Below are 24,631 nucleotides of genomic sequence, written 5' to 3'. Positions count from 1 at the left end.
CCGGGCGCGGCGCCGCGGTCATCATCCCGCGGCGCCGATCGCCCGCATTAACGATGATGATTGATCGATCGCTTACCATCGGCGGGCACGAGCGCCCGTATGCGCCACGATCGTTCCTTCCATCGCACCACGCGCCGCGCCGCCAAGCCGATTTCCTTCTGGCCCGCGCCGCGCCGACGGCGGAAGCTGCCGTTTGCGGCCGCACTTGTCCTCGCGATCGCCACTGGCCTTGCCACCGGCGTCTGGTTCGTTCCCGAGCCCGGCATGCCGGCCACCGCTAACACATCAGCGATTCGCCACTTTTCGCTCTGCCATCGCGGCGGCGGCGAGAATTGCGTCGTGGATGGGGACACCATCTGGATCGGCGGCGAAAAGGTGCGCCTTGCCGATATCGACACGCCCGAAACGCACCCGCCGCGCTGTGCCGAGGAGGCGGCGCTCGGCGAGCAGGCAACACGACGATTGCAGGAACTGCTCAACACCGGCCCCGTCACGCTGGCTGACGCCGATCGCCCGACTGATCGTTACGGTCGCCGCCTTGCGATCGTCACGCGTGACGGCCAGTCGCTGGGCGACACGCTGATCGCTGAGGGGCTGGCGCGCCCGTGGGAAGGACGCCGCCGCCCCTGGTGCAGCTGATCGGTTGCGCCCAGAGGCTCAGCCGCGCAGCCGCTCGTGGTGGCGGATCACCTCGTCGATGATGAAGCGCAGGAACTTCTCGCTGAACTCGGGGTCCAGCTCGGCTTCCTCCGCCAGCGCGCGGAGTCGGGCGATCTGCGCTTCCTCGCGACCCGGATCAGCCGGGGGCAGCCCCGCCTCCGCCTTGTGACGGCCCACCGCTTGCGTCACCTTGAACCGCTCGGCGAGCAGGCAGACGAGCGCCGCATCGATATTGTCGATGCTTTTACGATAACCTCTCAGCACTTCGTCCGTCATTCGCGCCCTCCCATGGCGTTCCCCGCAGTTGCGGCCTTGCCCGCGCGTCCGTAGAGGCTGTCGCAGATGAGCGCCACCGTCCAACGCCTTGCCGGCACCCAGCCGTCGCTAGACCCGATGATTCACCTCGTCGCGGAAGACATGCTTCGCGTGAATGACGCGATCCGCAACCGGATGACGTCAGAGATTCCGTTGATTCCCGAACTCGCCGGTCATTTGATCGCCGGTGGGGGCAAACGGATGCGCCCGATGCTGACGCTCGCGAGCGCGCGGCTCGTCGGCTATTCGGGAAGCAGGCATCACGGGCTCGCCGCCGCGGTGGAGTTCATCCACACCGCGACGCTGCTGCACGACGACGTCGTCGACGGGTCCGACCTTCGCCGGGGCAAGCGCACGGCGAACACGATCTGGGGCAATCCGGCGAGCGTGCTGGTCGGCGATTTCCTGTTCTCCCGCTCGTTTGAGCTGATGGTGGAATCGGGCAGCCTGCGCGCGCTGAAGATCCTGTCCAACGCCAGCGCCGTGATTGCCGAGGGTGAGGTCAATCAGCTGACCGCCGCGCGCCGCGTCGATCTCGCCGAGGACCGTTATCTCGAGATCATCAACGCCAAGACGGCGGCGCTGTTCGCCGCGGCCTGCCGTATCGCCGCAGTCGTCGCTGATCGGCCCGAAGCGGAGGAAACGGCGCTCGACGCTTATGGCCGCAACCTCGGAATCGCGTTCCAGCTGGTCGACGACGCGATCGACTATACGTCGGACGCGGGGACCATGGGCAAGGACGCGGGCGACGACTTCCGCGAGGGCAAGATGACCTTGCCGGTCATCCTCGCCTATGCGCGTGGCGACGCGGAGCAGCGCGCCTTCTGGAAGGACGCGGTCGAAGGGCGCCGCGACAGCGACGAGGATTTCGCCCAGGCGATCGGACTGGTCCAGTCGAGCCACTCGGTGGCCGATACCATGGCACGCGCGCGCCATTACGGGCAGCAGGCGATCGACGCGATCGCCCCGTTCCCGGCCGGCGCGGCGAAGGACGCGATGATCGAGGCGGTCGAATTCGCGGTGGCGCGGGCCTATTGATCGATGGCGTCGGCGGGGTCTGCGCCCCGCTGGCGATCAGACCGACCCGTGCGGCTCCAGCATGCAGGGGTTCTCTCCGGTTTCGACCTGCAACGTCGCATGGCCGATGTTGAACCGATCGTGCAGCATGTCCTGCGCCTCCGCGAGGAAGGCGTCGCCTGGATGGCCAGCCGGCATCAGCAGATGCGCCGTCAGGACCGGCTCGGTCGTCGACATGGGCCAGATATGCAGGTCATGCACCTGGGACACGCCCGGCAGTTCGGCCAGCGCGGCCTGCACCCGGTCATAATCGATCGCGCGCGGCACCGCGGCGAGGCTCATCTCCACCGTTTCGCGCAGCAGGCCCCAGGTCTGCCAGAAGATCAGCGCAGCGATGACGATGCTGACGATCGGATCGATCCAGCCGAAGCCGGACAGCCAGATGCCGATCCCCGCGACCACCACGCCGGCCGATACCGCCGCATCGGCGAGCATGTGGAGGTAGGCGCCACGAATGTTGACGTCGCCCTTGCGCCCGCGCGCGAACAGCCAGGCGGTCAGGCCATTGATCAGGATGCCGACCGCCGCCACTGCCGAAACCGTCAGGCCCGGTACGGGGGCGGGATCCGCAAAGCGCTGCGCCGCCTCCAGCACGATCGCGCCGAGCGCGACGAGCAGCAGCAATGCGTTGGCGAGGGCGGCGAGGATCGTCGATCCCTTCAGCCCATAGGTGAATCGCTTCGATGGCGGGGTACGAGCCAGCGCCGCACCCGCCCAGGCCACGGCGAGGCCTAGAACATCCGACAGATTATGCCCGGCGTCCGCCAGCAGTGCGACCGAGCCCGTCCACAGCCCGGCGCCTGCCTCCGCCACGACATAGACCAGGTTGAGCCCGATTCCGATCGCGAACGCCCGGTCCCAGGAGGCGGGAGGGGCGGGGTGATGATGGTGACCATGGCCATGAGCGTGCCCGTGGTCATGAGCGTGCCCGTGCCCATGCCCATGCCCATGCCCATCATCATGAGAGCCAGCGGCGGCGGAACCGTGGCCGCGCGCGTGTGCGTGGCCGTGATGATGCGCGTGACCCATGGTGCCAATCTAGCAGTGGCTCCCGGACGTGACCAGAACAGGCGCAGTGCACGATTGCCCACGCCGCCTTAACATATAGACTGTACAACCAGCGCGATGCTTCGTGTCCTGACCCTGTCCAGCCTGTTCCCCGATGAGACACGACCCAATTTCGGCGTGTTCGTGGAACGCCAGACGCTGGGGCTGGCCGCCGCAGAGGATGTGATGGTGCGGGTCGTCGCGCCCGTCGGCCTGCCGCCGTGGCCGCTGCGCCGCCATCGACATTATCGCGCACTGGCGTCGCTTCCGCGCGCGGAGACGTGGAAGGGCCTGCACGTCGTGCGGCCGCACTTCACGACATGGCCGGGGACGAAGGGACGCTTCCATGTTGCGGCGTTAATTCGGGCACTGGCGCCGTTGCTCGACGACATGCGGCGCGACTTCCCGTTCGACGTGATCGATGCTTCCTTCTTCTTCCCCGACGGGCCTGCCGCGCTCGCGATGGGGCGGCGGTATGACGTGCCCGTGTCGATCAAGGCGCGCGGCGCGGACATTCACTTCTGGGGGACTCAGCCTGCCACCCGCGCTTCGGTGCTGGCCGCCGGGCAGGGGGCGGACGGGCTGCTCGCGGTATCTGGCGCGATGCGCGACGACATGGTCGCGCTCGGCATGCCGGGGGACCGGATCCGCGTGCATCATACCGGGGTTGATCTCGAACGGTTTGCGCCGGTCGACCGGGCAGCGGCGAAGGCAAGCATCGGCGTCGATGGGCCGCTCATCATCTCGGTCGGCGCGCTGATCCCGCGCAAGGGGCATGACATCGTCGTGGAGGCGATGCAGCATGTGCCGGGCGCAACGCTGTTGATCGCCGGGTCGGGGCCGGAGCATGCCGCGCTCGAGGAGGTCGCCCGCCACGCGGGTGTTGCCGCTCGCGTGCGCCTGCTGGGATCGGTGCCGCACGCCGATCTGCCCGCGCTGATCGCGGCGGCGGACGTCATGGCGCTCGCTTCTTCGTCGGAAGGATTGGCCAATGCCTGGGTGGAGGCGCTGGCCTGCGGTACGCCGATCGTGATCACGGCCGCCGGCGGCGCGGGTGAGGTGGTGACGGCCGCCAGCGCCGGGCGGGTCGTCGCGCGAACGCCGGCGGCATTTGCGAAAGGGATCAACGATCTTCTCGCCGCATCCCTGCCAGCGGACGAGGTGCGCGCTCATGCGGCGCGGTTCACATGGGCGGCGAACACGGCTGCATTGCGCGATCACCTGCTGCGGCTGGTGGCAAAGCCGCGCGAGCAGGCGGGCTGACGGGCGAGCCAAAAGAAAAGCCGCGGCGCCCCCCGACGCCGCGGCCTCTTTCCCCACGAATGGGAAGCGTCAGGCGACCTTGGCGGGCACCTCGTCCAGTTCGCGCAGCACGTAGCCGCGGCCCCAGACGGTTTCGATGTAATTTTCGCCCTCGCACGCCATGCTGAGCTTCTTGCGCAGCTTGCAGATGAAGACGTCGATGATCTTGAGTTCGGGCTCGTCCATGCCGCCATAGAGATGGTTGAGGAACATCTCCTTGGTCAGCGTGGTGCCCTTGCGGAGCGACAGCAGCTCCAGCATCGCATATTCCTTGCCCGTCAGGTGGACGCGCGCGCCGTCGACCTCGACGGTCTTGGCATCGAGGTTCACCGACAGCTTGCCGGTCTTGATCACCGACTGCGAATGGCCCTTGGAGCGGCGGATCACGGCATGGATGCGCGCCACCAGTTCCTCGCGGTGGAACGGCTTGGTCACATAGTCATCCGCACCGAAGCCGAAGCTGCGGATCTTGGAATCCATCTCGTTCACGCCCGACAGGATCAGCACCGGCGTCGACACCCGCGCCACGCGCAGCTTTTTCAGCACGTCGTAGCCGTGCATGTCCGGCAGGTTCAGGTCGAGCAGGATGATGTCGTAATCGTAGAGCTTTCCGAGGTCCAAGCCCTCTTCGCCCAGATCCGTCGAATAGACGTTGAACCCCTCGGCAGAGAGCATCAGATCGATGGCCTTGGCGGTCGTCGGCTCGTCCTCGATCAACAGCACGCGCATACGTCATTCCCCCGTTTGCGAGCGTGTGGCGAAGCGACACACCCCAAGCGATCCATTAACCATTCAACATCTGAACGCAAAAGGTAAATAAGACATTAATCCAGCTTTTCCGGCGAGTCGCGTTCATTGCCGGCTGAATCGAACAAGGTGCGATGCCGGCTGCGGGGGATGTCCTCGCCCAGTGTGTCGCGCAGATAGAGGCTGCGGATCAACGTATAGATCACGACCAGCAGCGCGGCCGAAAAGAACAGGCCGAACAATCCGAACACCGCCCCGATCGCCAGCACCGAGAACAAGGTAATCGCCGGAGGGATGGCCACCACGCGGCTGGTGACAAAGGGGGTGATGAAGTTGGTCTGGATCACCCGCACTGCGGCAAAGACACCCAGTGCCCAAAGCACATGGCTGACCGACTGGGTCGCCGCCAGGCCGAGCGCCGGGATCATCGCCGCCACCGGGCCGACATAGGGGATAAACTCGCTCAGCCCCGACAACAGCCCCAGCGCCGCGGCGGACGGCACCTCCAGCCACCACAGGCCGAGCCCGACGAGCACCCCCATGCTCGTCATCTGGATCAGTTGCGCGCGCAGCCACAGGCGCAGCGTCGATGCCGTGTCGCCCAGCGCGTCCTCCACGACGGCGCGCTTGGAGGGCGGCATCAGCAGCAGAAAGCCGCGCTCGTACACCTTGGGATCGACCGCGAAGAAGATCGCGCCGACCAGGACCAGGAGCGCGTTGATCGCCAGTTGGCCCGCCCCTTCGGCAAGGCCACCGATGTCCTGCGCCACGCGGCTGCCCGCAAAGGCGGCGCGCACCGCGTCCACCACCTTGGCCCCGACTGGCGAAATCGACAGCTGATCACCGATCTCGTCCAGGATGCCGGGCAGGCGGGTCACCAGCACGTTGACCTGCGTGCGGAACTCCACCCCGAACAGCCAGCCCAGAAAGACGATCAGCGCCAGCACGGTGAGGATCGCAGCGACCAGGGCGGGCCGGGCCGGTACGCGTAGCCGTTCATTGTAGATCTCGGCGATCGCGTGAATGACGATCGCGCCGAGGACCGATCCAAAGGCGAGGATCAGCAGATCCCCGATGAAGTACAGCGTGGCTGCCAGCGCTATGACGCCAAGCGTCAGGAACAGGCGGCGAATGAAACGCGCGTCGTCGTCATCGGGGGATAGCCGGCTCATGCACTGCAAAGTCTGGCAGCAGCGGCCCGGTTCCGCCAGCCGGCCCGATTGGTCAGCGGCGACCGCCCGGCTGCACCTTGGGTTCGCTGGCAAGCCATTGCGCGAGCGACAGTTCGCTGGTGGGGCGAGTCTCGGCGCTCATCCCGTTTTCCATCATCTCCAGCGCCCAATGCGCGCGCTTCTCATGCTGCGAGGCGACCGCGTTGCGCGGAACCCACAGGTCATATTCGCGCATGTGCGCGTCGGCGGCGGTGAAAAGGACGCAGATATCCGCCGCCACGCCGATCAGGACGAGCCGCGACACGCCCAGCCGCGGCAGCAGGGCGGGCAGCGTGGTGGCGTAAAAGCCGGAGGATTCGGGCTTGATGACGAAGTAATCGTCGGGTTGCGGCCTCAACTGGTCGAGCAGGTCGCCGCCCTTGCTGTCCGCGACATGCGCGATCAGTTGATGCGGTTCATCGTGCCAGCGGCCATAATTGTCATTGACGAAGATGACGGGGACCTTTGCTTCGGCCGCCTGGCGTCGAAGCGAGGTAACCGGTTCCATCATTGCGGCAACAGCGTGCTTCAGGGCGTCTCCGCCATTGAAATCAAAGGTATTCAGTAGGTCGATGGCCAGGATGGCGGCGTTGCTGCTCATGTCGTTCACCGTAACCGCGGTACCATGGCGAACAACGATATAGATCAGGATAAGTTGATTTTATCTGCAGCGATCACGCGCGGATCTCCCAAAAGGAAAACGCCCGGATCGTTTCCGATCCGGGCGCCTGCGTGACGATTGCTCGTCAGCCCCCTTGTGCTACCGCCCGCGCGCCTCAACTGGGAGGCGGGGCAGAAAGCTTCCCCGAACCACGGCCTTTGCCTGTGTGCCAGTGGCTCGTTGCTACGTGCTCCTTGGTGGCGCGTCCACGAAAATGAACCGCAGCTAAACAGATTGATCGGGGCGTGTGATGATTCCGCAACAGCAACATTGCCAGTGCCGGCCCGCGCCGATACAGCGCGGGACATGATCCTGTCGCGCTACGAACGAATGATCGCGCGGCGCTATCTGCTTCCCGGGCGCGGTGAACGCTTCATTGTCCTCGTGGCTGGGTTCAGCCTCGGCGCGGTGATGCTGGGTGTCGCGGCGCTCGTGATCGTGATGAGCGTCATGAATGGCTTTCGGGCCGAACTTTTCGACAAGATTGTCGGCTTGAACGGCCATGCGGTGGTGCAGGGCGTCGGCGGACGATTGACCGACTGGCGGGAGGTCATCCGGGAGGCTGATGCGACCCCAGGGATCGTCAGCGCCGTGCCGCTGGTCGAGCAGCCGTTGATGTCGACCTATAACGGGCGCGTCGAGGCTGTCCTGGTACGCGGGATGCGCGTTCAGGACATCCGCTCCAACACGACGATCGGCAGCAAGGTCATCACGGGCACGCTCAGCTCGCTCACGCCTGGTGCGGGGCGCGTCGCGATCGGATCGCGGCTGGCGGAATCGCTCGGCGCCACGGTGGGGTCGGAGATCACGCTGATCAACCCGGCGGGCCAGACAACCCCGTTCGGCACGGTGCCGCGCTACGTCAATTATACGGTGTCGGCCGTGTTCGAGATCGGCGTGTACGATTTCGACAAGGCCTATGTGATCATGCCGATGGATGATGCGCAGACGCTGCTGCTGCTCGGCGACGCGGTGGGGATGATCGAGCTGGAAACGGTCGACGCCGATCGGGTCGGGCAGATCCTGGCGCCGCTGGCGGAGAAGGTCAGCCGCTTCGCCGTGATCAGCGATTGGCGCCAGATGAATGCCCAATTGTTCGAGGCGCTGGCGGTGGAGCGGATCGCGATGTTCGTGGTGCTGTGCATCATCATCCTGGTCGCGGCGTTCAACATCGCCTCCTCGCTGATCATGCTGGTGCGCGCGAAGACCCGCGACATTGCCATCCTGCGCACGATGGGCGCGACACGCGGCGCGATGATGCGCATCTTCATGACCGTGGGCGTGACGATCGGTGCGCTTGGCATCATCGCGGGCCTGATCCTGGGCGCGTTGTTCCTGTTCTATCGCCAGGCGGTGGTGAATTTCGTGCAGTTCGTCACGGGCCAGGAATTGTGGGATCCATCGATCCGCTACCTTACCGAATTGCCGTCAAAGCCCGACCCGGTGGAGATTGTCGCCATCGTGCTGATCACGGCGCTGATGACGCTGCTTGCCACCGTCTATCCAGCGTACAAGGCGGCAAGCACCGATCCTGTCCAGGTGCTGCGTTATGAATGATGGGCCGATGACCGCCGTTCTGCAAACCGAGGGGCTGTCGCGCAGCTTCACCCAGGGCGGTGAGACGATCGAGGTGCTTCGCGGCGTCAACCTGGCGGTCGCGCCGGGGGAGATCGTCGCGCTGCTCGGGCCCTCCGGTTCGGGCAAGTCCACGCTGCTGCAGGCGGTCGGACTGCTCGAGGGTGGCTTCGACGGGTCGATCCGCATTGCCGGCGAGGAGGCCGCACGGCTCGACGCCAACGGGCGCACGCAGGTGCGGCGCGACCGGCTGGGCTTCGTCTACCAGTTCCATCACCTGCTGCCCGATTTCAACGCGGTCGAGAATGTCGTCCTGCCGCAGCTTATCCATGGTGCCACGACGGAGGCTGCGAACGATCGTGCCGCTGCGCTGCTGACCGCGCTGGGGCTCGGCCACCGCCTGACGCACCGTCCCAGCCAATTGTCGGGCGGCGAGCAGCAGCGCGTCGCGGTGGCGCGCGCGCTGGCCAACCGCCCGGCGCTGATCCTCGCTGACGAGCCGACCGGCAATCTCGACGAACATACCGCCGATCGCGTGCTGGGCGAATTCCTGCGGCTGGTTCGCGAGGAAGGATCGGCGGCGCTGATTGCGACCCATAATGAACGGCTGGCCGGCCGGATGGACCGTGTCGTGCGGCTGCACGAAGGGGTGATCGAGCCTGCTTGAGTCGCGCCGTATTGAGAGACGCTGCCCGGGCAAACCGGCGGTGAACAGGGAGTGGGGCTGATGACTGCGATCACCGATTTCGAGGTGAAGACCGCTGAGGGTGGCATGGCGTCGCTGGCCGATTACCGTGGCAAGGTGCTGCTGATCGTCAACACGGCCTCCAAATGCGGCTTCACCCCGCAATATGAGGGGCTGGAGGCGCTGCATCGCGACTATGCGGCGCGCGGGTTCGAGGTGCTGGCCTTTCCCTGCAACCAGTTCGGCGCGCAGGAGCCGGGCGATGCCGCGGAGATCGCCAACTTCTGCTCACTCACCTATGACGTGACCTTCCCCGTGTTCGCGAAGATCGAGGTCAACGGCCCCAACGCCGATCCCCTGTTCGAGCGGCTGAAGGCGGAGGCGCCCGGCGTGCTCGGCTCCAAGGCGATCAAGTGGAATTTCACCAAGTTCCTGGTCGATCGCGACGGGGCGGTGGTGCATCGTTATGCGCCCACCACCAAGCCGGAGGACATTCGGCGCGATATCGAAAAGCTGCTCTGACGCGGCGCTTCGCTCGGCTCTTTACCCGGGAAAGGTGAAGGCCGACGCGTTGCTGCGGTGATCGATGCCGGCCATGATCGCGGTGATCCCACCGAGCAGGAAGCTGATCCCCAGGATGAACCCGGGCAGCGTCAGCGCCGACATGGGCACCGTCGCCACGATCAGCATGGCCAGCAGGATGTTGACGATCCCCAGCGCGATCATCAGCCAGCGTTGCCGCCGCACGCGAACGCCGAACACGATCTCCATCACGCCGCGCACCATCAGCCAGGCGGCGACCACCACGGTCAGTGAAATGGCGCCCGTCAGCGGCTGCACCACCATGATCCCGCCTGCGACGAGCGACAGCAGGCCCAGCAGGATCGAATAGACCCGGCTGTCCGATCCCGTGCCGCGTATGCCGGCAATCAGCGAGAACACGCCCGAGACGATGAAGGCGAAGGCGATCACCATCGTCGCGGCGAGTGTCGCCGGGAAGGGCCAGACAAGGGCGGAAATGCCAAGCAGGGTCGACACTACGCCATAGGCGACGAGCCAGCCCCAGCCGCCCCCCACTCTGCCAGTGTTGCCAAGGAACGTTTCGCGTTGCCGAGTGTCGGTCATGGCTGGATGCTCCTGATCCTGCGCGTCGATGAAAGCGCACAGTGCCATCTGCGGTTCCGCTGGTCGAATCAGGACAATTACGGTAGCCTCAGGCGATGCCGCATTCCGGGTTCGTTCCGCTTCGCATCTTCTCCTCCTACACCATGCTCGACGGGGCGATCGAGCCGAAGGAAATTGCCAAGCGGGCGGCCAAGCGCGGCTTCCCTGCCGCCGCGCTCACCGATCGCAACGGGCTGTACGCGGCGATGGCCTTTTCCGACGCGGCCTTTGGAGAGGGCGTGCAGCCGGTCATCGGCACCATGCTAGGCGTGGCGCGCCCGGACCTGCCGGAGGGCGTGGCGCCGATGGTCGACTGGCTGGCGCTCTATGCCCAAAACGAGCGCGGTTACGACAATCTTTGTGAACTTGTGAGCCGCGCGCACCTCGATCGCCCGATCGATCTGGCGCCGCACGTCGACCTGGCGACGCTCGCGCGCTTCACCGACGGCCTGGTCGCGCTGACCGCTGGCGGCGAGGGAACGCTGGCGCGGCTGTTCGCCGAGGATCAGCCGGCACGTGCACTCGCCTACGCCGAGCGGCTGGCCGCGCTGTTCGGCGACCGGCTGTATGTCGAGATCAGCCGGCGCGGCAATGAGGTGGAGGAGCGCGCCGAGGCGGCGCTGATCGACCTTGCCTATGACAAGGACCTGCCACTCGTCGCCACCAACCCATGCTGCTTCGCCGAGCAGGGTTTCGGGCCAGCGCATGACGCCATGCTGTGCATCGCCAATTCGACCTATGTCGAAAGCGAGGATCGCCCGCGCAGTTCGCCCGACGCCTGGATGAAGCCGGCGGAGGAGATGAAGGCGCTGTTCGCCGATCTGCCCGAGGCGATCGCAAATACGCTGGTGGTGGCGCAGCGCTGCGCCGTCGCGGCGCCCAAGCGCAAGCCGATCCTCCCCAGCCTCGCCGGCGACCGCGAGGGCGAGGCAGCGATGCTACGCGAACGGTCGCACGCCGGCCTCGACGCGCGCCTGAAGCGCATCGCGGAACTGGCTACCGAACCGCTCGAGGACGGGTGGCAGGAGAATTACCGCAAGCGGCTCGACTTCGAGCTCGACGTCATCATCCAGATGGGGTTTCCGGGCTACTTCCTGATCGTTGCCGACTTCATCCAATGGGCAAAGTCGAACGACATTCCTGTGGGTCCGGGGCGTGGTTCGGGCGCAGGCTCGGTCGTCGCCTGGGCGCTGACGATCACCGATCTTGATCCGCTTCAGCTCGGGCTGCTGTTCGAACGTTTCCTCAACCCGGAACGCGTCTCGATGCCGGACTTCGACATCGACTTCTGCGAAACGCGGCGCGGCGAAGTAATCCGGTACGTGCAGGAGAAGTACGGCCGCGATCAGGTGGCGCAGATCATCACCTTCGGTAAGCTGAAGGCCCGCGCCGTGCTAAAGGACACCGGCCGCGTGCTGCAGATGAGCTATGGCCAGGTCGATCGCCTCGCCAAGCTGGTCCCCAACCATCCGACCGATCCCTGGACGCTGAAGCGGGCGATCGACGGGGTGGCGGAACTGCACCGGGAATATGCCAACGACAATCAGGTCCGGCACCTCCTCGACTTGGCGATGCAGCTTGAAGGCTTGCCGCGACATTCGTCGACGCACGCCGCGGGTGTGGTGATCGGCGACCGCCCCCTCTCGCAGCTGGTGCCGCTCTACCGCGATCCGCGATCGGACATGCCAGTCACCCAGTTCGACATGAAATATGTCGAGGGCGCGGGACTGGTGAAGTTCGACTTCCTAGGCCTGAAGACCTTGTCGGTGCTGAAGCGCGCGGTGCAATTGCTTCAGAAGCGCGGCATCCATGTCGATCTGGATGCGCTGTCCTGGGATGACGAGGCGGTCTACGCGCTGCTGCAGAAGGGCGACACCGTCGGTGTGTTCCAGCTGGAATCGGAAGGGATGCGGCGCACGCTGTCGGCCGTCCGACCGACGAACTTCGGCGACATCATCGCGCTCGTATCGCTCTACCGCCCGGGGCCGATGGACAACATCCCGTCCTTCGGCCGGCGCAAGCAGGGCACGGAGGCGATCGATTATCCGCATCCGCTGCTGGAGCCGATCCTGGCCGAAACCTACGGGATCTTCGTCTATCAGGAACAGGTGATGCAGGCCGCGCAGGTGCTGGCCGGTTACTCGCTCGGCGGCGCCGATCTGCTGCGCCGCGCGATGGGCAAGAAGATCAAGGCGGAGATGGACGCCCAGCGCGCGACCTTCGTCGAAGGCTGCGCCAACCACAACCAGATCCTCGCTGACCGCGCGAACGCCCTGTTTGACTTGATCGACAAGTTCGCCGGCTATGGCTTCAACAAGAGCCACGCGGCGGCCTATGCGCTGCTCGCGTACCAGACGGCGTGGCTGAAGGCGCATTACCCGCACGAATTCTTCGCCGCGTCGATGGCGTATGACATTCATCAGACCGACAAGCTGGCGATCTTCTGTGACGATATGCGCCGGATGCAGGTGAGGGTGCTGCCGCCTGACATCAACCACAGTCAGGCGGACTTCGACGTGGAGGTGGATGAGGATGGGCCGGCGGTGCGCTACGCGCTCGCCGCGCTGAAATCCGTTGGCGAAGGCGCGATGGAGCGACTGGTCGCGGAGCGTGATGCGGGCGGCGCGTTCACCCGGCTGGACGACCTGGCGCACCGCGTCGATCCGCGGCTGATCAACAAGCGGCAGCTGGAAACGCTCGCCGCCGCGGGCGCGTTTGACGCGATCGAACCCAACCGTGCCGGTGTTCACGCGGTTGCGGAGACGATCCTTGCGGTCGCGGCGCGCACCCACGACGCGCGGATCAGCGGGCAGGGTGGGTTGTTCGGCGATGCCGAGCCTGCCGGAGATGCGATCAAGCTGCCCACGTCAGCCCGCTGGAGCATGTCGGAACGGATGGAGCAGGAGAAGGAAGCGTTCGGCTTCTACTTCTCGGCGCATCCCGTCGACCGGCACGCCCATCTGGCGAAATCGCACGGTGCGCGGCTCTATACCGCGCTGGCGGAACTGGCGATCCCGGATGATGGCACCCGCGCGGGCGCGACCATGGCGGTACTGGTCGAGGACGCGCGGTGGCGAACGTCGGCGCGCGGGAAGCGCTATCTGATGGCGACGCTGAGCGACCAGAGCGGCCAGTTCGTTGCGACCTGCTTCGACGATGCGGTGGCGGCCGATCTTGAAGAGGCAGCGCGGGCGGGGGGCTGTGGCCTTGCCACGGTCGAGCTTGACCGGCGACCGGGCGAGGAAACACCGCGGGTGACGGTGAAGCGGCTGCAGCCATTCGAGACGCTCGCTTCGCAGGCCCGGTTTGTCGTTGAAGTTGCGGTAACCTCCGCGGCTGCCTTGCCCGCCTTGGCCGCCGTGCTGGAACATCAACGCGGCGCCCGCGGCGAAGTGCTCCTGCGCGCGCCCGTCGGCGAGGCTGCGGTCAGTGGCGAGGCGACGGTGCTGCTCGGGCGGGACTTTCTTCTCGATCTTGAACTGGTGCACAGGATCGAGGAACTGCCAGGCGTCAGCACCGTGACATTGCGCCAATCCGAAACCCGGCTCTCGCTGGTCGGCTGATGTCCCTCCCCGCGCTCCTCCTCGCCGCTGGCGGCGGGGAACTGCCAGGGGAGGGGCGGTAAGCGGGGCCCAGCCGGTCTGCTCGCTGCTCCAACCAGCCCGGCTGAGGCAATGCGGGAGTTCAGTCCCAACCGGGCAAAAATTTTCGTGAGCGCCTCCATGCGGTTCTGATCGGTGGCGACGCTCAGCCGAACAAATCGCCCTGGGCGCCCGGTGGTGGTCGGAACAGGTCGGTCCTGAGCCCAAGGCGCTCGGCGCGACGGACGATGCCGTGCCGCCGCCGCGCGATGTCGAAGCGCGTGCGGAGGAGGTCTGCCCACGGACCTTGCCCTCGCATTCGTGAGAAGAATGCGGGGTCATTGTCCCTGCCACCACGCAGCGAGGCGATCGTCGCCATCACCTTGGCCGCGCGATCGGGGTAGTATTCGTCGAGCCACGCGCGGAACAGCGGAGCGACCTCCCAAGGCAGCCGCACGGGGATGAACGACACATCCAGCGCGCCAGCCGCCGCGGCGCGCGCGACGATCGTCTCCACCTCATGATCGGTGATGGCGGGGATAACGGGGGCCATGTTGACGTAGGTGGGAATGCCTGCGGTGGTCAGTTTCGTGACCGCGGCGAGGCGGCGTTCGGGATGCGGCGCACGAGGTTCGATCGTCATGGCGATCCGTGGATCGAGCGAAGTGACGGAGATGGCGACGCTGACCAGATTGCGCTCGGCCATGAGGGCGAGCAGGTCGATGTCGCGCACCACGCGGTCAGATTTGGTCGTGATTACAAGCGGATGACTGCAGGCCGAAAGCACCTCGATGATGCCGCGCATGATCTGCCAGTGCGCCTCGATCGGCTGGTAGGGATCGGTGTTGGTGCCCAGCGCAATGGGGGCGCAGCGGTAGGAGGGTTTGGCAAGTTCCTCGCGCAGCAGGCGGGGTGCGTCAGGTTTGGCGAAGAGTTTGGTTTCGAAATCGATGCCGGGCGATAGATCATGGAAGGCATGGGTGGGACGGGCGAAACAATAGATGCAGCCGTGTTCGCAGCCGATATAGGGATTGATGCTGCGATCGAACGGGATATCGGGGCTTTTATTGTGTGAAATGATCGTCTTGGCCGACAGTTGCTGGACGGTGGTGCGGACGGGTGGGGGCGGGCCGTCGATCATGTCGCGCATGTCGAGCCAGTCGCCGTCGGCCTCTCGCGCGGCGAGGTTGAAGCGATCGCTGACCGGGTTGATGGTCGCGCCGCGATGGGGGCGTGGTTTGCGCATGATCGTCCGAACCACGATATAGCGGAACAAAGACGGAACATAAAGCGCTGAAGTCGGCGAAGGCCGGCCTGTCTCCGGCTAAATTCGGCCAGCGATCGCCCGAGCGTGGCCAGCAGTCGGGAAGAACCGCCCCGCGGTGATCAGGTCAGCGCCAGCGGCCGGTTTCCATCCAGCGCAGCAACGGCTTGAGCGGCGCGATCCAGATGATGCCGGCCACCACGTAGAACAGCGCCTGCACCAGCGCGTGCCATTCGCCGACGGTGCTGGAAAGGCTGACGATCAGCGCGCACCAGACGGTGATGAGAAGGAGGATGGCGAGCATCCCCACCGGCTTGCGCCAGGACGGCGTCATGACGTGATCCATTCCTGTTCGGTGATGATCGCGTGGAGCGGGACGTCCCACGGATCGACCGGGAGCCGTTCGACCTCCTGCACCGAAAAGGCAACCCCGATGCGGTGCGCATTCGGGTAGGCGGCAAAGGCGCGATCGTAATGGCCGGCACCCTGGCCGAGCCGGGCGAGCGTCCGATCGAACGCGACCAATGGTGTGAGGATCAGGTCGGGCACCAGTTCGGGCGCATCGGCGTCGGGCTGGCGAAGGCGGAACGGGCCGGTCGCGAGCGGCGCGTCATGCTGCCATTCGAGGAAGCGAAGCGGTGTTTCGCGATCAATCACATGCGGCAGCGCGATCCGGCATCCCGCCGCGCGCGCCGCGCTGACCAGAGCGGTGGGATCCGCCTCGCTGCCGACGGGCACATAGCTGGCGACGATCATTCCCGGCGCGAGCAACGCGGTGAAGGGCGGTGGCGGTGCGATGATCGGCGGATGAGGGCCGAGCGCCTGGCGCGCAGATCGGGCGGCGCGGCGCAGCGCCTGCTTGTCCAGCGGCGCGTCGTTCATGATGCACGGGGGCGGGTGACGGGACCGCCATGGCCGTTTGCCGGGATATCCACTGACGCCCAGTACGTCAGGTGGGGACCATGTGCGTCGGGCCAGGGCCCGGGCAGGGACAGCCCCCATGGATGATGAATAGCCTCAGGGATAAGTCTAGGCTCGTACCGGGCAGTACCCGTCACGACCAAACTAGTCATTCGGGGCGGGTTGCTCAAGGGCCTCCGCCAATCCTTCCAACCGTTCGGCGATTGCGACGAGCGTATCGAGGTCGACCGCCTCGGCCTGCGCGCTGTCGGATGGAACGGACGGCGTCGCCAGCTGCGCCGCCTGATCGTTGAACTGCGCGGTTTGCGCATCGAGCAGGGCGGATTGTTCCTCCAGCTGCGACGCCTGCGCATCGAGCAGCGCCGATTGCTCCTCGATCTGGACGGATTGTGCCTCCAGCCGGGTGGCCTGATTGGCGAGCTGCGCCTGCGCCTCGCTCACCTCGTCGGCGAGCATCAGCGCGGTGAGGAGCAGCGCCTGCGGGATGCCGCCGTCGCCGGCCGCGCGCAGCGCCTGCGGCCAGCGTTCCGCCACGATCCGGCCGAGGCGCTGCACCTCCGCCTCGCCGCCCTCTCGGGTGTTGACCGTCCAGCGCGTGCCGCCGATGTCGAGGGATACGCGCGCCATCAGCGATCGCCCTCCGGCGCGGCATCGCCAGTGCTGTCCTGATCAGTGGCGTCCTGCGCGGCGACCAGTGCGTCGATCGCGGCGACCGCCTGCGCGACCTCGCCACGCAAGGCGGCGTGCCGCTTGCGCAATGTCTCGGTCTGCTGCTCACGGCTGTCCATGGCCGCCTCGATGCGCCTGATCGCGGCATGAATCCGCGTCACAGCGTCGCTTTGTGTCATGGGACCGGATTAGGATCGCGGTGCCGCAACGGCAACCCCTGGGCTTGTGCGCGTAACCCACAGCTGGCGGCCGTCCGGTTGACGCATCATGCTTCTCTTGCGACAGCGCGGCAAAATCTGAACGAGAGGTGAGTCGGCATTATGACGAAGGTTGCGATCAACGGCTTCGGCCGCATCGGACGCTTGGTGGCACGTGCGATGCTGGAGCGCGGCGGCAGCGATCTCGAACTGGTGGCGATCAACGATCTCGCCGATGCCAAGTCCAACGCATGGCTGTTCAGCCGTGACAGCGTTCACGGCAAGTATCCGGGCACCGTCGAGGCGGTCGGCAACGACCTGGTCATCGACGGCAAGCACATCCGCGTGACCGCGGAGCGCGACCCGGCGAACCTGCCGCACAAGGAACTGGGCGTCGACCTGGTGCTGGAATGCACCGGCTTCTTCACCGATCGCGCATCGTGCGAAAAGCACATTGCGGCAGGCGCCAAGAAGGTGCTGATCTCCGCCCCCGGCAAGCATGTCGACCTTACCGTCGTGTATGGCGTCAACCATGACAAGCTGGAGGCCGGCCACACGATCGTGTCCAACGCATCGTGCACCACCAACTGCCTGGCGCCGGTCGCCAAGGTGCTGAACGATGCCATCGGCATCGAGCGTGGCCTGATGACCACCGTTCACGCCTATACCAACGACCAGAAGATCCTCGACCAGATCCACCCGGACCTGCGCCGCGCACGCGCCGCGGCGATGAGCATGATCCCGACCACCACGGGCGCGGCGCGCGCGGTGGGCGAGGTGCTGCCGGAGCTGAAGGGCAAGCTGGACGGTTCGGCGATCCGCGTGCCGGTGCCGGACGGCAGCCTGGTCGACCTGACCTTCACGCCGAAGCGCGACACCAGCGTCGAGGAAGTCAACGCGCTGCTGAAGGCGGCGGCGGAAGGCCCGATGGAGGGCGTGCTGCACTTCTCCGACGAGCCGCTGGTGTCGATCGACATCGTTCACACGCCTTATTCGTCGACCGTCGATAGCCTGGAGACGGCAGTGATCGACGGCAAGCTGGTCCGCGTGGTCAGCTGGTACGACAATGAATGGGGCTTCTCGAACCGCATGGTCGACACCGCGACCCTGATGGCGAAGCTGGGCTGATCCGTCGGGCCGCCCCGGCGCCACGCCGGGGTGGTCACGCGATACGCGCATGGCAAACGGGATCCTTGTTGGAATCGCGCGCCATGCGCGATCGCGAGCACCCATGGAGGTGTTGACCAATGCCGAGGTGACGCCCGAGGGCGGCATCGTCGGTGATTTTCGCGGCGCGATGAAGGGCAAGCCGTACAAGCGGCAGATCACCCTGATCGAGCGCGGCGACTGGGACCGGGCGATGGCGGAAGTCGCGCACGCCATCGGCTGGGAAGAACGGCGCGCGAACCTGCTGGTCGACGGGTTCGACCTGCCGCAGACGGCGGGCTGCCGGGTGCGGATCGGCGCGGACGTGATCCTGGAGATCACGCGCGAATGCGATCCGTGCGAACGGATGGAAGCGCTGGCCGACGGGTTGCGCGCGGCGCTGACCCCCGATTGGCGCGGCGGTGCGTGCGCGATGGTGATAAAGGGCGGCCATATTGCCGTCGGTGATGCAATCAGGATCGAGGAATCATGGCCAAGTCATTCCGGACGCTCGACGATATCGGTGACATCCGCGGAAAGCGCGTACTCGTCCGCGAGGACCTGAACGTTCCCTTTGCCGACGGGCAGGTGACCGACGACACGCGGCTGCGCGCCACCGTGGCGACGGTCAGCGAGCTGGCCGACAAGGGCGCGATCGTGCTGATCCTGGCGCATTTCGGCCGTCCCAAGGGCGTGCCGAGCCCCGAATTGTCGCTGGCGCAGATCGTGAAGCCCTATGAGGCGGTGCTGGGCCGCCCGGTGCGCTATATCGACTGGGAAGGCGATGCGGCGAATGTCGCGATGCTCCAGCCGGGCGATATCGCGGTGCTGGAGAATACGCGCTTCTTCGGCGGCGAGGAAAAGAACGATCCGGCGGTGGTCGATCGCTTTGCCGCGCTGGGCGACATCTACGTCAACGACGCCTTTTCGGCGGCGCACCGCGCGCACGCCTCGACCGAGGGGCTGGCGCACAAGCTGCCGGCCTATGCCGGTCGGGCGATGGAGGCGGAGCTGGACGCGCTGCAGAAGGCGCTGGGCGAGCCTGAGCATCCGGTGGCGGCCGTGGTCGGCGGGGCCAAGGTGTCGACCAAGCTCGCGGTGCTGAAGCACCTCGTGGGCAAGGTCGATCACCTGATCATCGGCGGCGGGATGGCCAACACCTTCCTGGCGGCGCGCGGCGTCAATGTCGGCAAGAGCCTGTGCGAGCATGACCTGACCGGCACCGCGGACGAGATCATGGAAGCGGCCGATCGCGCCGGCTGCACCGTGCATCTGCCCTATGACGTGGTGGTCGCCAAGGAGTTCAAGCCGAACCCGCCGACGCGCACGGTGAACGTGCATGAGGTGGCCGCGGACGAGATGATCCTCGACGTCGGGCCCGCCGCGGTCGAGGCGCTGGGGGACGTGCTGAAGAATTGCCGCACCTTGGTATGGAACGGGCCGCTGGGCGCGTTCGAGACGCCGCCGTTCGATGCGGCGACGGTCGCGCTGGCCAAGACGGCGGCGGCGCTGACGGTTGACGGCAGCCTGGTATCGGTCGCCGGCGGCGGCGATACCGTCGCGGCGCTGAACCATGCCGGCGTGGCGGACGATTTCACCTTCGTCTCGACCGCGGGCGGCGCGTTCCTGGAATGGATGGAAGGGCGCGAGCTGCCGGGTGTTGCGGCGCTGATGCGCTGACGAAACTGATGCGCTGACGAAACTGATGCGCTGACGAGACTGGCCGCTCCCCGGACATGATCCGGGGAGCGGCCGATCGGTCAGGCCGCGAGCGCGGCCGGCCGCTCCACGCCGCGGATCATGTCGGCGGCCTTCTCCGCGATCATGATCGTCGGTGCATTGGTGTTCGATCCCACCAGCGTCGGCATGACCGAAGCGTCGACCACGCGAAGGCCAGTGAGGCCGCGCACGCGCAGTTTCTCATCGACCACCGCCATCGGATCGCCATCGGTGCCCATCTTGCACGTGCCGACGGGGTGGTAGATCGTTTCGGCATTGGCGCGGATCCAGGCGTCGATCTGATCGTCGGTCTGGACGTCGCGGCCGGGCGCATATTCGGCGCCGCGATAGGGATCGAGCGCCGCCTGATAGGCGATTTCGCGCCCCATATGGACGCAATCGCGCATGACGCGGCGGTCCACCTCACTCGCGAGGTAATTGGCGTAGATCAGCGGATCGGCGGTCGGATCATCCGAGCCGATGGTGATGCGGCCGCGGCTCTCCGGGCGCAGCTGGCACAAATGGAGCGAGAAGCCGTCCGATTTGATGCGCGTCTTGCCGTGATCCTTCATGATCGCGAGCACGCCGTGGATCTGCACGTCGGGGCGCGACAGCCCCTCGCGCGAGCAGAGGAAGGCGCCGGATTCGAGGAACTGCTGACGCCCGAGGCCGGTGCCGCGCAGGAGATATTCGAGGCCGACGCGAAGCTGGCCCAGCCCCTTGGTCTGTGAGTAGGCGGTGAGCAGGCCCTTGCTGTGCCAGCTCATGATGATGTCGAGATGGTCCTGCAGATTCTCGCCGACGCCGGGGAGGTCGTGCACCGGGCCTACGCCGACCTCGCGCAGCTGCGCGGCGTTGCCGATGCCGGAGAGCTGGAGGATCTGCGGGCTCTGCACCGCGCCGGCGCACAGGATCGCCTCGCCCGCGACCTCGACCCGCTCGGGCTGGCTGCCGTGGAGGTAGGTGACCGCGACCGCCCGGCCGCCCGCGACGACAATGCCGGTGGTGCGCGCGTCGGTGATGACGGTCAGGTTCTTGCGATGCTGCACCGGGCGCAGATAGGCGGCGGCGGTGGACCAGCGCTGGCCATTGGCGATCGTCAGGTCGTAGCGGCCGAAGCCTTCCTGGTCGGCGCCGTTGAAATTGTCGCACGAGCGATAGCCGGCCTGCACCCCGGCCTCGACCAGCGCGTCGTGGAACGGGCTGTCGCTTTCACCCGGCGAGACGGTGAGCGGGCCGTCCGCGCCGTGATGGTCGCCGCCGCGGTGATGCCCCTCCAGCTTGCGGAAATAGGGCAGGACATCGGACCAGGACCAGCCAGCCAGCCCCATCTGGCGCCATTCGTCGAAATCCTGCGGATGGCCGCGGGTGTAGACCATGCCGTTGATCGAGGAGGATCCGCCCAGCCCCTTGCCGCGCGGCCACCACAGGCGGCGGTTGTCGAGATGCGGTTCGGGCTCGGTCCAGAAGCCCCAGTTGTGCTTGCCCTTGGCCTTGATCAGGCTGCCGACCCCGGCCGGCATCCTGACCAGCAATTCCTTGTTCGGGCCGCCCGCCTCGAGCAGGCAGACACTGACCGCGGGATCCTCACTGAGCCGTGCCGCCAGCGCGCAGCCGGCCGAACCCCCGCCGATGATGACGTAATCGAAACCGGGCATCTTGCCTCTCCACTTTTTTCTGTTCTGCGATCCCGTTGGGCGGGATTCTTGTTGGCTTGATGATGCTATTGAAGTCGCGGTGGCGATGCCAGCCCGGACGTGGCCCGTTCAGGGCACGAGGACGATCTTTCCCACCATGTCGCTGCGCGCCATCGCGTCGAACGCGGCCCGCCAGCCGGCCAGCGGATATTCGGCATGGACGCGCGGGCGGATGCGGCCTTCGCTGGCGAGCGCCCAGATCGCTTCCTGGTTCTCGCGGCCCTTGTCGGGGAATTGCCGGCCATATTCGCCGGCGCGCACGCCGATGACGGAGAAGCCCTTGATCAGCGGCATGTTGGTGGAGACGCTGGCGATGCGGCCCGAGGTGAAGCCGACCACGCACAGCCGGCCGCCAAAGGCGATCGAGCGGACCGATTCGTCGAATACGTCGCCGCCCACGGGATCGTAGATCACGTCAGCGCCGCCGCCGGTGAGTTCCTTCACCGCGTCGCGAAAACCGGGCGCGGGGAGGGTGGCGTCGACGCCATATTCCTCCGCCAGCACGGCGAGCTTCTCGGGCGAGCGGGAGGTGGCGATGACGCGCGCGCCGAGCCCCTTGGCGAGATCGACCGCCGCCAACCCGACGCCGCCGGTCGCCCCGTGGACGAGCACCCATTCGCCCGCCTGTACCTTCGCCAGCCGGACGAGCGCGACATAAGCGGTGAGATAGGCAGCGCCGACGCCGGCGGCCTGCGCAAAGGAGAGGTGCGGCGGCTTGGGACGGACCGCTGCGGCATCGATCAGAACCATATCGGCAAAGCCGCCGAGCCGCGTGCCGGCGACGACTGCGTCGCCCGGGGTGAAGCCGTCGCCGCTGACGACCTCTCCTGCCACCTCCATGCCGGGGGCGAAGGGGAGCGGTGGTTTCAGCTGATATTCGCCGCGGGTCATCAACAGGTCGGGGAAGTTCAGCGCCGCGGCCTTGACGCGGATCAGCACCTTGCCCGGCGTGGCCACGGGATCGGGCACGTCACGAAGCGCGGTGCCCGACAGGTCAGGCGAAAGCTGTGAGACGACCAATGCCCTCACGGACGCGCCACCAGGATGTCGAGCAGGGATTCGAACAGGCTCGACATTTCAAGGTGCGGGGCGTGCACCTTGCTGAGGCCGAGGGTGATGAGGCCGTAGGCGCGTATCTCCGCCTCCTCGCGGCTGAAGCCAGTGGCCATGAGGTTCCGGGCGAGGAAATCGAGCATCAGTTCGTCATGGCGTTCCACCGCGACACGGGCGCGCGGGTCGCTTTCCGCCCAGGCGCGCATCGCCACCGCGATTCGCGACGAGCCGCGCCGGCGCACCGTCTGCCCGAGCAGCCGGATGCGGTCGATCGGTTCGGGCGTGGCGCGTTCGAGCGCGGCGATGAGATCGCTGACCTGATCCTCCGCGAAATAGGCCGCGAGCTTCCCCTGGTAATCATCGAAGTCGCGGAAATGGTGATAGAAGCTGCCGGTCGAGACCTTCAGCTCCTCCGCCAAGGGGCGCAGCTTGAGCGCGCGCAGCCCGCCGCGGCGCAGCAGCGACTGACCCGCCTCCAGCCAATCGCGTGGCGTGAGATCGGTTGAGCGCGGCGCAACCACCGGTGCTGAAGCGGCGGGCGGCACGCTTGACATCCTGTCTACCATAACGAAGGTTATGCCGGAAATCCGCGCCGGTAAAGGGCCGGTCGGGGTGAGATTCTTGGAGAGGTTTGGAAGCAATGGCCGACGCTTACATCATCGACGCCGTCCGTACGCCGCGCGGGATCGGGAAGCAGGGCAAGGGCGCGCTGGCGCACATGCACCCGCAGCATCTCGCCGCCACCGTGCTGAAGGCGCTGAAGGAGCGCAACAACCTGAACACCGCCGAGGTGGACGACATCATCTGGTCGACCAGCTCGCAGCGCGGCAAGCAGGGCGGGGACATGGGCCGCATGGCGGCGCTGGACGCGGGCTATGACGTCAAGGCGTCGGGCACCACGCTGGACCGGTTCTGCGGCGGCGGCATCACCGCGGTGAACTTCGCTGCGGCGCAGATCATGAGCGGCATGGAAGACCTCGTCATTGCCGGCGGCACCGAGATGATGAGCCTGACCGCGGCGATGAGCCAGGAGGACATGGAAAGCGGCAAGGCGCCGCTGGGCATGGGCTCGGGCAACGAGCGGCTGAACCTGAGCCACCCGCAGTCGCACCAGGGCATTTGCGGCGACGCGATCGCCAGCATGGAAGGCTTCACGCGCGAGCAGCTCGACAATGCGGGCCTCGAAAGCCAGCAGAAGGCGGCCAAGGCGATCGCCGAGGGCCGGTTCAACAAGTCGATCGTGCCGGTGCTGGACGACGAGGGCAATGTGGTCCTCGACCATGACGAATTCCCGCGTCCGCAGACCACGGCGGAAGGGCTCGCCAGCCTGAAGCCGTCCTTCGCGGCGCTGGCCGACATGCCGTACAACAAGGCGGGCGACACGTTCCGCAAGCAGATCAACCGCAAGTATCCGGATCTGGAGATCCAGCATTTCCACCATGCCGGCAATTCGTCGGGCGTGGTCGACGGCGCGGCGGCAGTGCTGCTCGCGTCCAAGGAATATGCCGAGAAGATGGGCTGGAAGCCGCGCGCGCGGATCGTGGCGATGGCGAACGTCGGCGATGATCCCACGCTGATGCTGAACGCGCCGGTGCCGGCGGCGAAGAAGGTGCTGGAGAAGGCGGGCCTCACGAAGGAGGACATCGACCTCTGGGAAATCAACGAGGCCTTCGCGGTGGTTTCCGAGAAGTTCATCCGCGACCTCGAACTGCCGCGTGACAAGGTGAACGTGAACGGCGGTTCGATTGCGCTCGGCCACCCGATCGGCGCGACCGGATCGATCCTGATCGGCACCATCGTCGACGAGCTGGAGCGCCAGGAAAAGCGCTATGGCCTCGTCACCATGTGTGCCGCAGGTGGCATGGCGCCGGCGATCATCGTCGAACGCCTGGCCGCCTGATCACAGCAGAAGCAAGACCGCGAGCGGGCCGAGAGCGCCC

Annotated in this window: 25 protein-coding genes; 11 read left to right on the top strand and 14 right to left on the bottom strand. The window is 66.5% G+C overall.

Features of this window, described 5'->3' with window-relative positions:
- Window positions 1–99 precede the first annotated feature (99 nt).
- A complete protein-coding gene (locus tag L8F96_RS01855) occupies window positions 100–639 on the top strand; it encodes a thermonuclease family protein (RefSeq protein ID WP_334654783.1) in 540 nt (179 codons plus the stop codon).
- A gap of 18 nt (window positions 640–657) precedes the next feature.
- Here L8F96_RS01855 and L8F96_RS01850 read toward each other — a convergent pair whose 3' ends face one another.
- Entirely contained in the window at window positions 658–936 is a 279-nt protein-coding gene (locus L8F96_RS01850; protein WP_046407539.1) for a chorismate mutase, read from the bottom strand.
- Between the two features lie 66 nt (window positions 937–1,002).
- On the opposite strand from L8F96_RS01850, the gene L8F96_RS01845 reads away from it, so the two are divergent.
- Window positions 1,003–2,013: a polyprenyl synthetase family protein gene (locus L8F96_RS01845; protein WP_334654779.1), complete on the top strand. Its 1,011-nt coding sequence runs from the start codon at window positions 1,003–1,005 to the stop codon at window positions 2,011–2,013.
- Between the two features lie 36 nt (window positions 2,014–2,049).
- Here L8F96_RS01845 and L8F96_RS01840 read toward each other — a convergent pair whose 3' ends face one another.
- Window positions 2,050–2,895: a cation diffusion facilitator family transporter gene (locus tag L8F96_RS01840; protein WP_417158939.1), complete on the bottom strand. Its 846-nt coding sequence runs from the start codon at window positions 2,893–2,895 to the stop codon at window positions 2,050–2,052.
- 282 nt (window positions 2,896–3,177) lie between these two features.
- On the opposite strand from L8F96_RS01840, the gene L8F96_RS01835 reads away from it, so the two are divergent.
- The gene (locus L8F96_RS01835; protein WP_334654776.1) at window positions 3,178–4,362 is read left to right on the top strand and encodes a glycosyltransferase; all 1,185 of its coding nucleotides are present in this window, start codon (window positions 3,178–3,180) and stop codon (window positions 4,360–4,362) included.
- Between the two features lie 69 nt (window positions 4,363–4,431).
- Here L8F96_RS01835 and ctrA read toward each other — a convergent pair whose 3' ends face one another.
- The 3 genes from ctrA to L8F96_RS01820 all read right to left on the bottom strand — a co-directional run bounded on the left by ctrA (window position 4,432) and on the right by L8F96_RS01820 (window position 6,960).
- Window positions 4,432–5,130, bottom strand: coding sequence for a response regulator transcription factor CtrA (gene ctrA, locus L8F96_RS01830; RefSeq protein WP_046407544.1), 699 nt, complete (start codon window positions 5,128–5,130; stop codon window positions 4,432–4,434).
- Window positions 5,131–5,225: 95 nt separating this feature from the next.
- Entirely contained in the window at window positions 5,226–6,320 is a 1,095-nt protein-coding gene (locus L8F96_RS01825) for an AI-2E family transporter (protein ID WP_046407546.1), read from the bottom strand.
- A gap of 52 nt (window positions 6,321–6,372) precedes the next feature.
- Window positions 6,373–6,960, bottom strand: a complete 588-nt coding sequence (locus L8F96_RS01820; protein ID WP_046407611.1) for a cysteine hydrolase family protein — start codon at window positions 6,958–6,960, stop codon at window positions 6,373–6,375.
- Between the two features lie 366 nt (window positions 6,961–7,326).
- Here L8F96_RS01820 and L8F96_RS01815 point away from each other — a divergent pair, with 366 nt between their 5' ends.
- Genes L8F96_RS01815 through L8F96_RS01805 form a run of 3 tightly spaced genes read left to right on the top strand, consistent with a single transcriptional unit; the run spans window position 7,327 to window position 9,802 of the window.
- On the top strand, window positions 7,327–8,577 hold the full coding sequence (locus tag L8F96_RS01815; RefSeq protein WP_334654772.1) for a lipoprotein-releasing ABC transporter permease subunit: 1,251 nt from the start codon (window positions 7,327–7,329) through the stop codon (window positions 8,575–8,577).
- A gap of 7 nt (window positions 8,578–8,584) precedes the next feature.
- Window positions 8,585–9,262: an ABC transporter ATP-binding protein gene (locus L8F96_RS01810; RefSeq protein ID WP_046407547.1), complete on the top strand. Its 678-nt coding sequence runs from the start codon at window positions 8,585–8,587 to the stop codon at window positions 9,260–9,262.
- Between the two features lie 60 nt (window positions 9,263–9,322).
- Window positions 9,323–9,802 (top strand): glutathione peroxidase, encoded by a 480-nt coding sequence (locus L8F96_RS01805; protein WP_046407549.1) that lies wholly within the window; start codon window positions 9,323–9,325, stop codon window positions 9,800–9,802.
- 21 nt (window positions 9,803–9,823) lie between these two features.
- Here the strand turns inward: L8F96_RS01805 and L8F96_RS01800 are convergent, their stop codons facing one another.
- Window positions 9,824–10,405 carry an HdeD family acid-resistance protein gene (locus tag L8F96_RS01800; protein ID WP_046407614.1) on the bottom strand — a complete coding sequence of 194 codons (582 nt, stop codon included), beginning with the start codon at window positions 10,403–10,405 and terminating at the stop codon, window positions 9,824–9,826.
- Between the two features lie 95 nt (window positions 10,406–10,500).
- Between L8F96_RS01800 and dnaE the strand changes: the two genes are divergently transcribed.
- Window positions 10,501–14,007, top strand: coding sequence for a DNA polymerase III subunit alpha (gene dnaE / locus L8F96_RS01795; protein ID WP_334654768.1), 3,507 nt, complete (start codon window positions 10,501–10,503; stop codon window positions 14,005–14,007).
- 184 nt (window positions 14,008–14,191) lie between these two features.
- On the opposite strand, the gene L8F96_RS01790 is transcribed toward dnaE, so the two are convergent.
- The 5 genes from L8F96_RS01790 to L8F96_RS01770 form a co-directional block, all read right to left on the bottom strand.
- Window positions 14,192–15,271, bottom strand: coding sequence for a PA0069 family radical SAM protein (locus L8F96_RS01790; protein ID WP_334654767.1), 1,080 nt, complete (start codon window positions 15,269–15,271; stop codon window positions 14,192–14,194).
- A 145-nt stretch (window positions 15,272–15,416) separates the two neighbouring features.
- Complete coding sequence (locus L8F96_RS01785) at window positions 15,417–15,623, bottom strand: DUF2842 domain-containing protein (RefSeq protein ID WP_334654766.1); 207 nt, start codon at window positions 15,621–15,623, stop codon at window positions 15,417–15,419.
- Window positions 15,620–16,171: a 5-formyltetrahydrofolate cyclo-ligase gene (locus L8F96_RS01780; protein WP_136452055.1), complete on the bottom strand. Its 552-nt coding sequence runs from the start codon at window positions 16,169–16,171 to the stop codon at window positions 15,620–15,622. The genes L8F96_RS01785 and L8F96_RS01780 overlap by 4 nt, the downstream gene beginning before the upstream one ends.
- 183 nt (window positions 16,172–16,354) lie before the next feature.
- On the bottom strand, window positions 16,355–16,837 hold the full coding sequence (gene zapA, locus L8F96_RS01775; RefSeq protein ID WP_334654764.1) for a cell division protein ZapA: 483 nt from the start codon (window positions 16,835–16,837) through the stop codon (window positions 16,355–16,357).
- Window positions 16,837–17,040, bottom strand: a complete 204-nt coding sequence (locus L8F96_RS01770; protein WP_136452053.1) for a hypothetical protein — start codon at window positions 17,038–17,040, stop codon at window positions 16,837–16,839. The genes zapA and L8F96_RS01770 overlap by 1 nt, the downstream gene beginning before the upstream one ends.
- A 159-nt stretch (window positions 17,041–17,199) precedes the next feature.
- Between L8F96_RS01770 and gap the strand changes: the two genes are divergently transcribed.
- The 3 genes from gap to L8F96_RS01755 all read left to right on the top strand — a co-directional run bounded on the left by gap (window position 17,200) and on the right by L8F96_RS01755 (window position 19,902).
- Window positions 17,200–18,204 (top strand): type I glyceraldehyde-3-phosphate dehydrogenase, encoded by a 1,005-nt coding sequence (gap, locus tag L8F96_RS01765; protein ID WP_046407557.1) that lies wholly within the window; start codon window positions 17,200–17,202, stop codon window positions 18,202–18,204.
- Between the two features lie 103 nt (window positions 18,205–18,307).
- Window positions 18,308–18,787 (top strand): MOSC domain-containing protein, encoded by a 480-nt coding sequence (locus tag L8F96_RS01760; protein WP_222119823.1) that lies wholly within the window; start codon window positions 18,308–18,310, stop codon window positions 18,785–18,787.
- Window positions 18,712–19,902, top strand: a complete 1,191-nt coding sequence (locus tag L8F96_RS01755) for a phosphoglycerate kinase (RefSeq protein WP_046407562.1) — start codon at window positions 18,712–18,714, stop codon at window positions 19,900–19,902. Before L8F96_RS01760 ends, L8F96_RS01755 begins: the two co-directional genes overlap by 76 nt.
- Window positions 19,903–19,982: 80 nt before the next feature.
- On the opposite strand, the gene L8F96_RS01750 is transcribed toward L8F96_RS01755, so the two are convergent.
- The 3 genes from L8F96_RS01750 to L8F96_RS01740 all read right to left on the bottom strand — a co-directional run bounded on the left by L8F96_RS01750 (window position 19,983) and on the right by L8F96_RS01740 (window position 23,245).
- The gene (locus tag L8F96_RS01750; protein WP_334654760.1) at window positions 19,983–21,599 is read right to left on the bottom strand and encodes a choline dehydrogenase; all 1,617 of its coding nucleotides are present in this window, start codon (window positions 21,597–21,599) and stop codon (window positions 19,983–19,985) included.
- Between the two features lie 108 nt (window positions 21,600–21,707).
- Window positions 21,708–22,667, bottom strand: a complete 960-nt coding sequence (locus L8F96_RS01745) for an NADPH:quinone oxidoreductase family protein (RefSeq protein ID WP_334654759.1) — start codon at window positions 22,665–22,667, stop codon at window positions 21,708–21,710.
- The gene (locus tag L8F96_RS01740; RefSeq protein ID WP_046407568.1) at window positions 22,664–23,245 is read right to left on the bottom strand and encodes a TetR/AcrR family transcriptional regulator; all 582 of its coding nucleotides are present in this window, start codon (window positions 23,243–23,245) and stop codon (window positions 22,664–22,666) included. Before L8F96_RS01740 ends, L8F96_RS01745 begins: the two co-directional genes overlap by 4 nt.
- Window positions 23,246–23,331: 86 nt before the next feature.
- On the opposite strand from L8F96_RS01740, the gene L8F96_RS01735 reads away from it, so the two are divergent.
- On the top strand, window positions 23,332–24,591 hold the full coding sequence (locus L8F96_RS01735) for an acetyl-CoA C-acetyltransferase (RefSeq protein ID WP_301090434.1): 1,260 nt from the start codon (window positions 23,332–23,334) through the stop codon (window positions 24,589–24,591).
- The last annotated feature ends 40 nt before the right edge of the window (window positions 24,592–24,631 follow it).

The sequence above is a fragment of the Sphingomonas panaciterrae genome, from assembly GCF_036890205.1.
In the GTDB taxonomy this organism is placed as follows: Bacteria; Pseudomonadota; Alphaproteobacteria; order Sphingomonadales; family Sphingomonadaceae; genus Sphingomonas; species Sphingomonas panaciterrae.
This window is presented reverse-complemented; position numbering and strand designations above follow the sequence as displayed.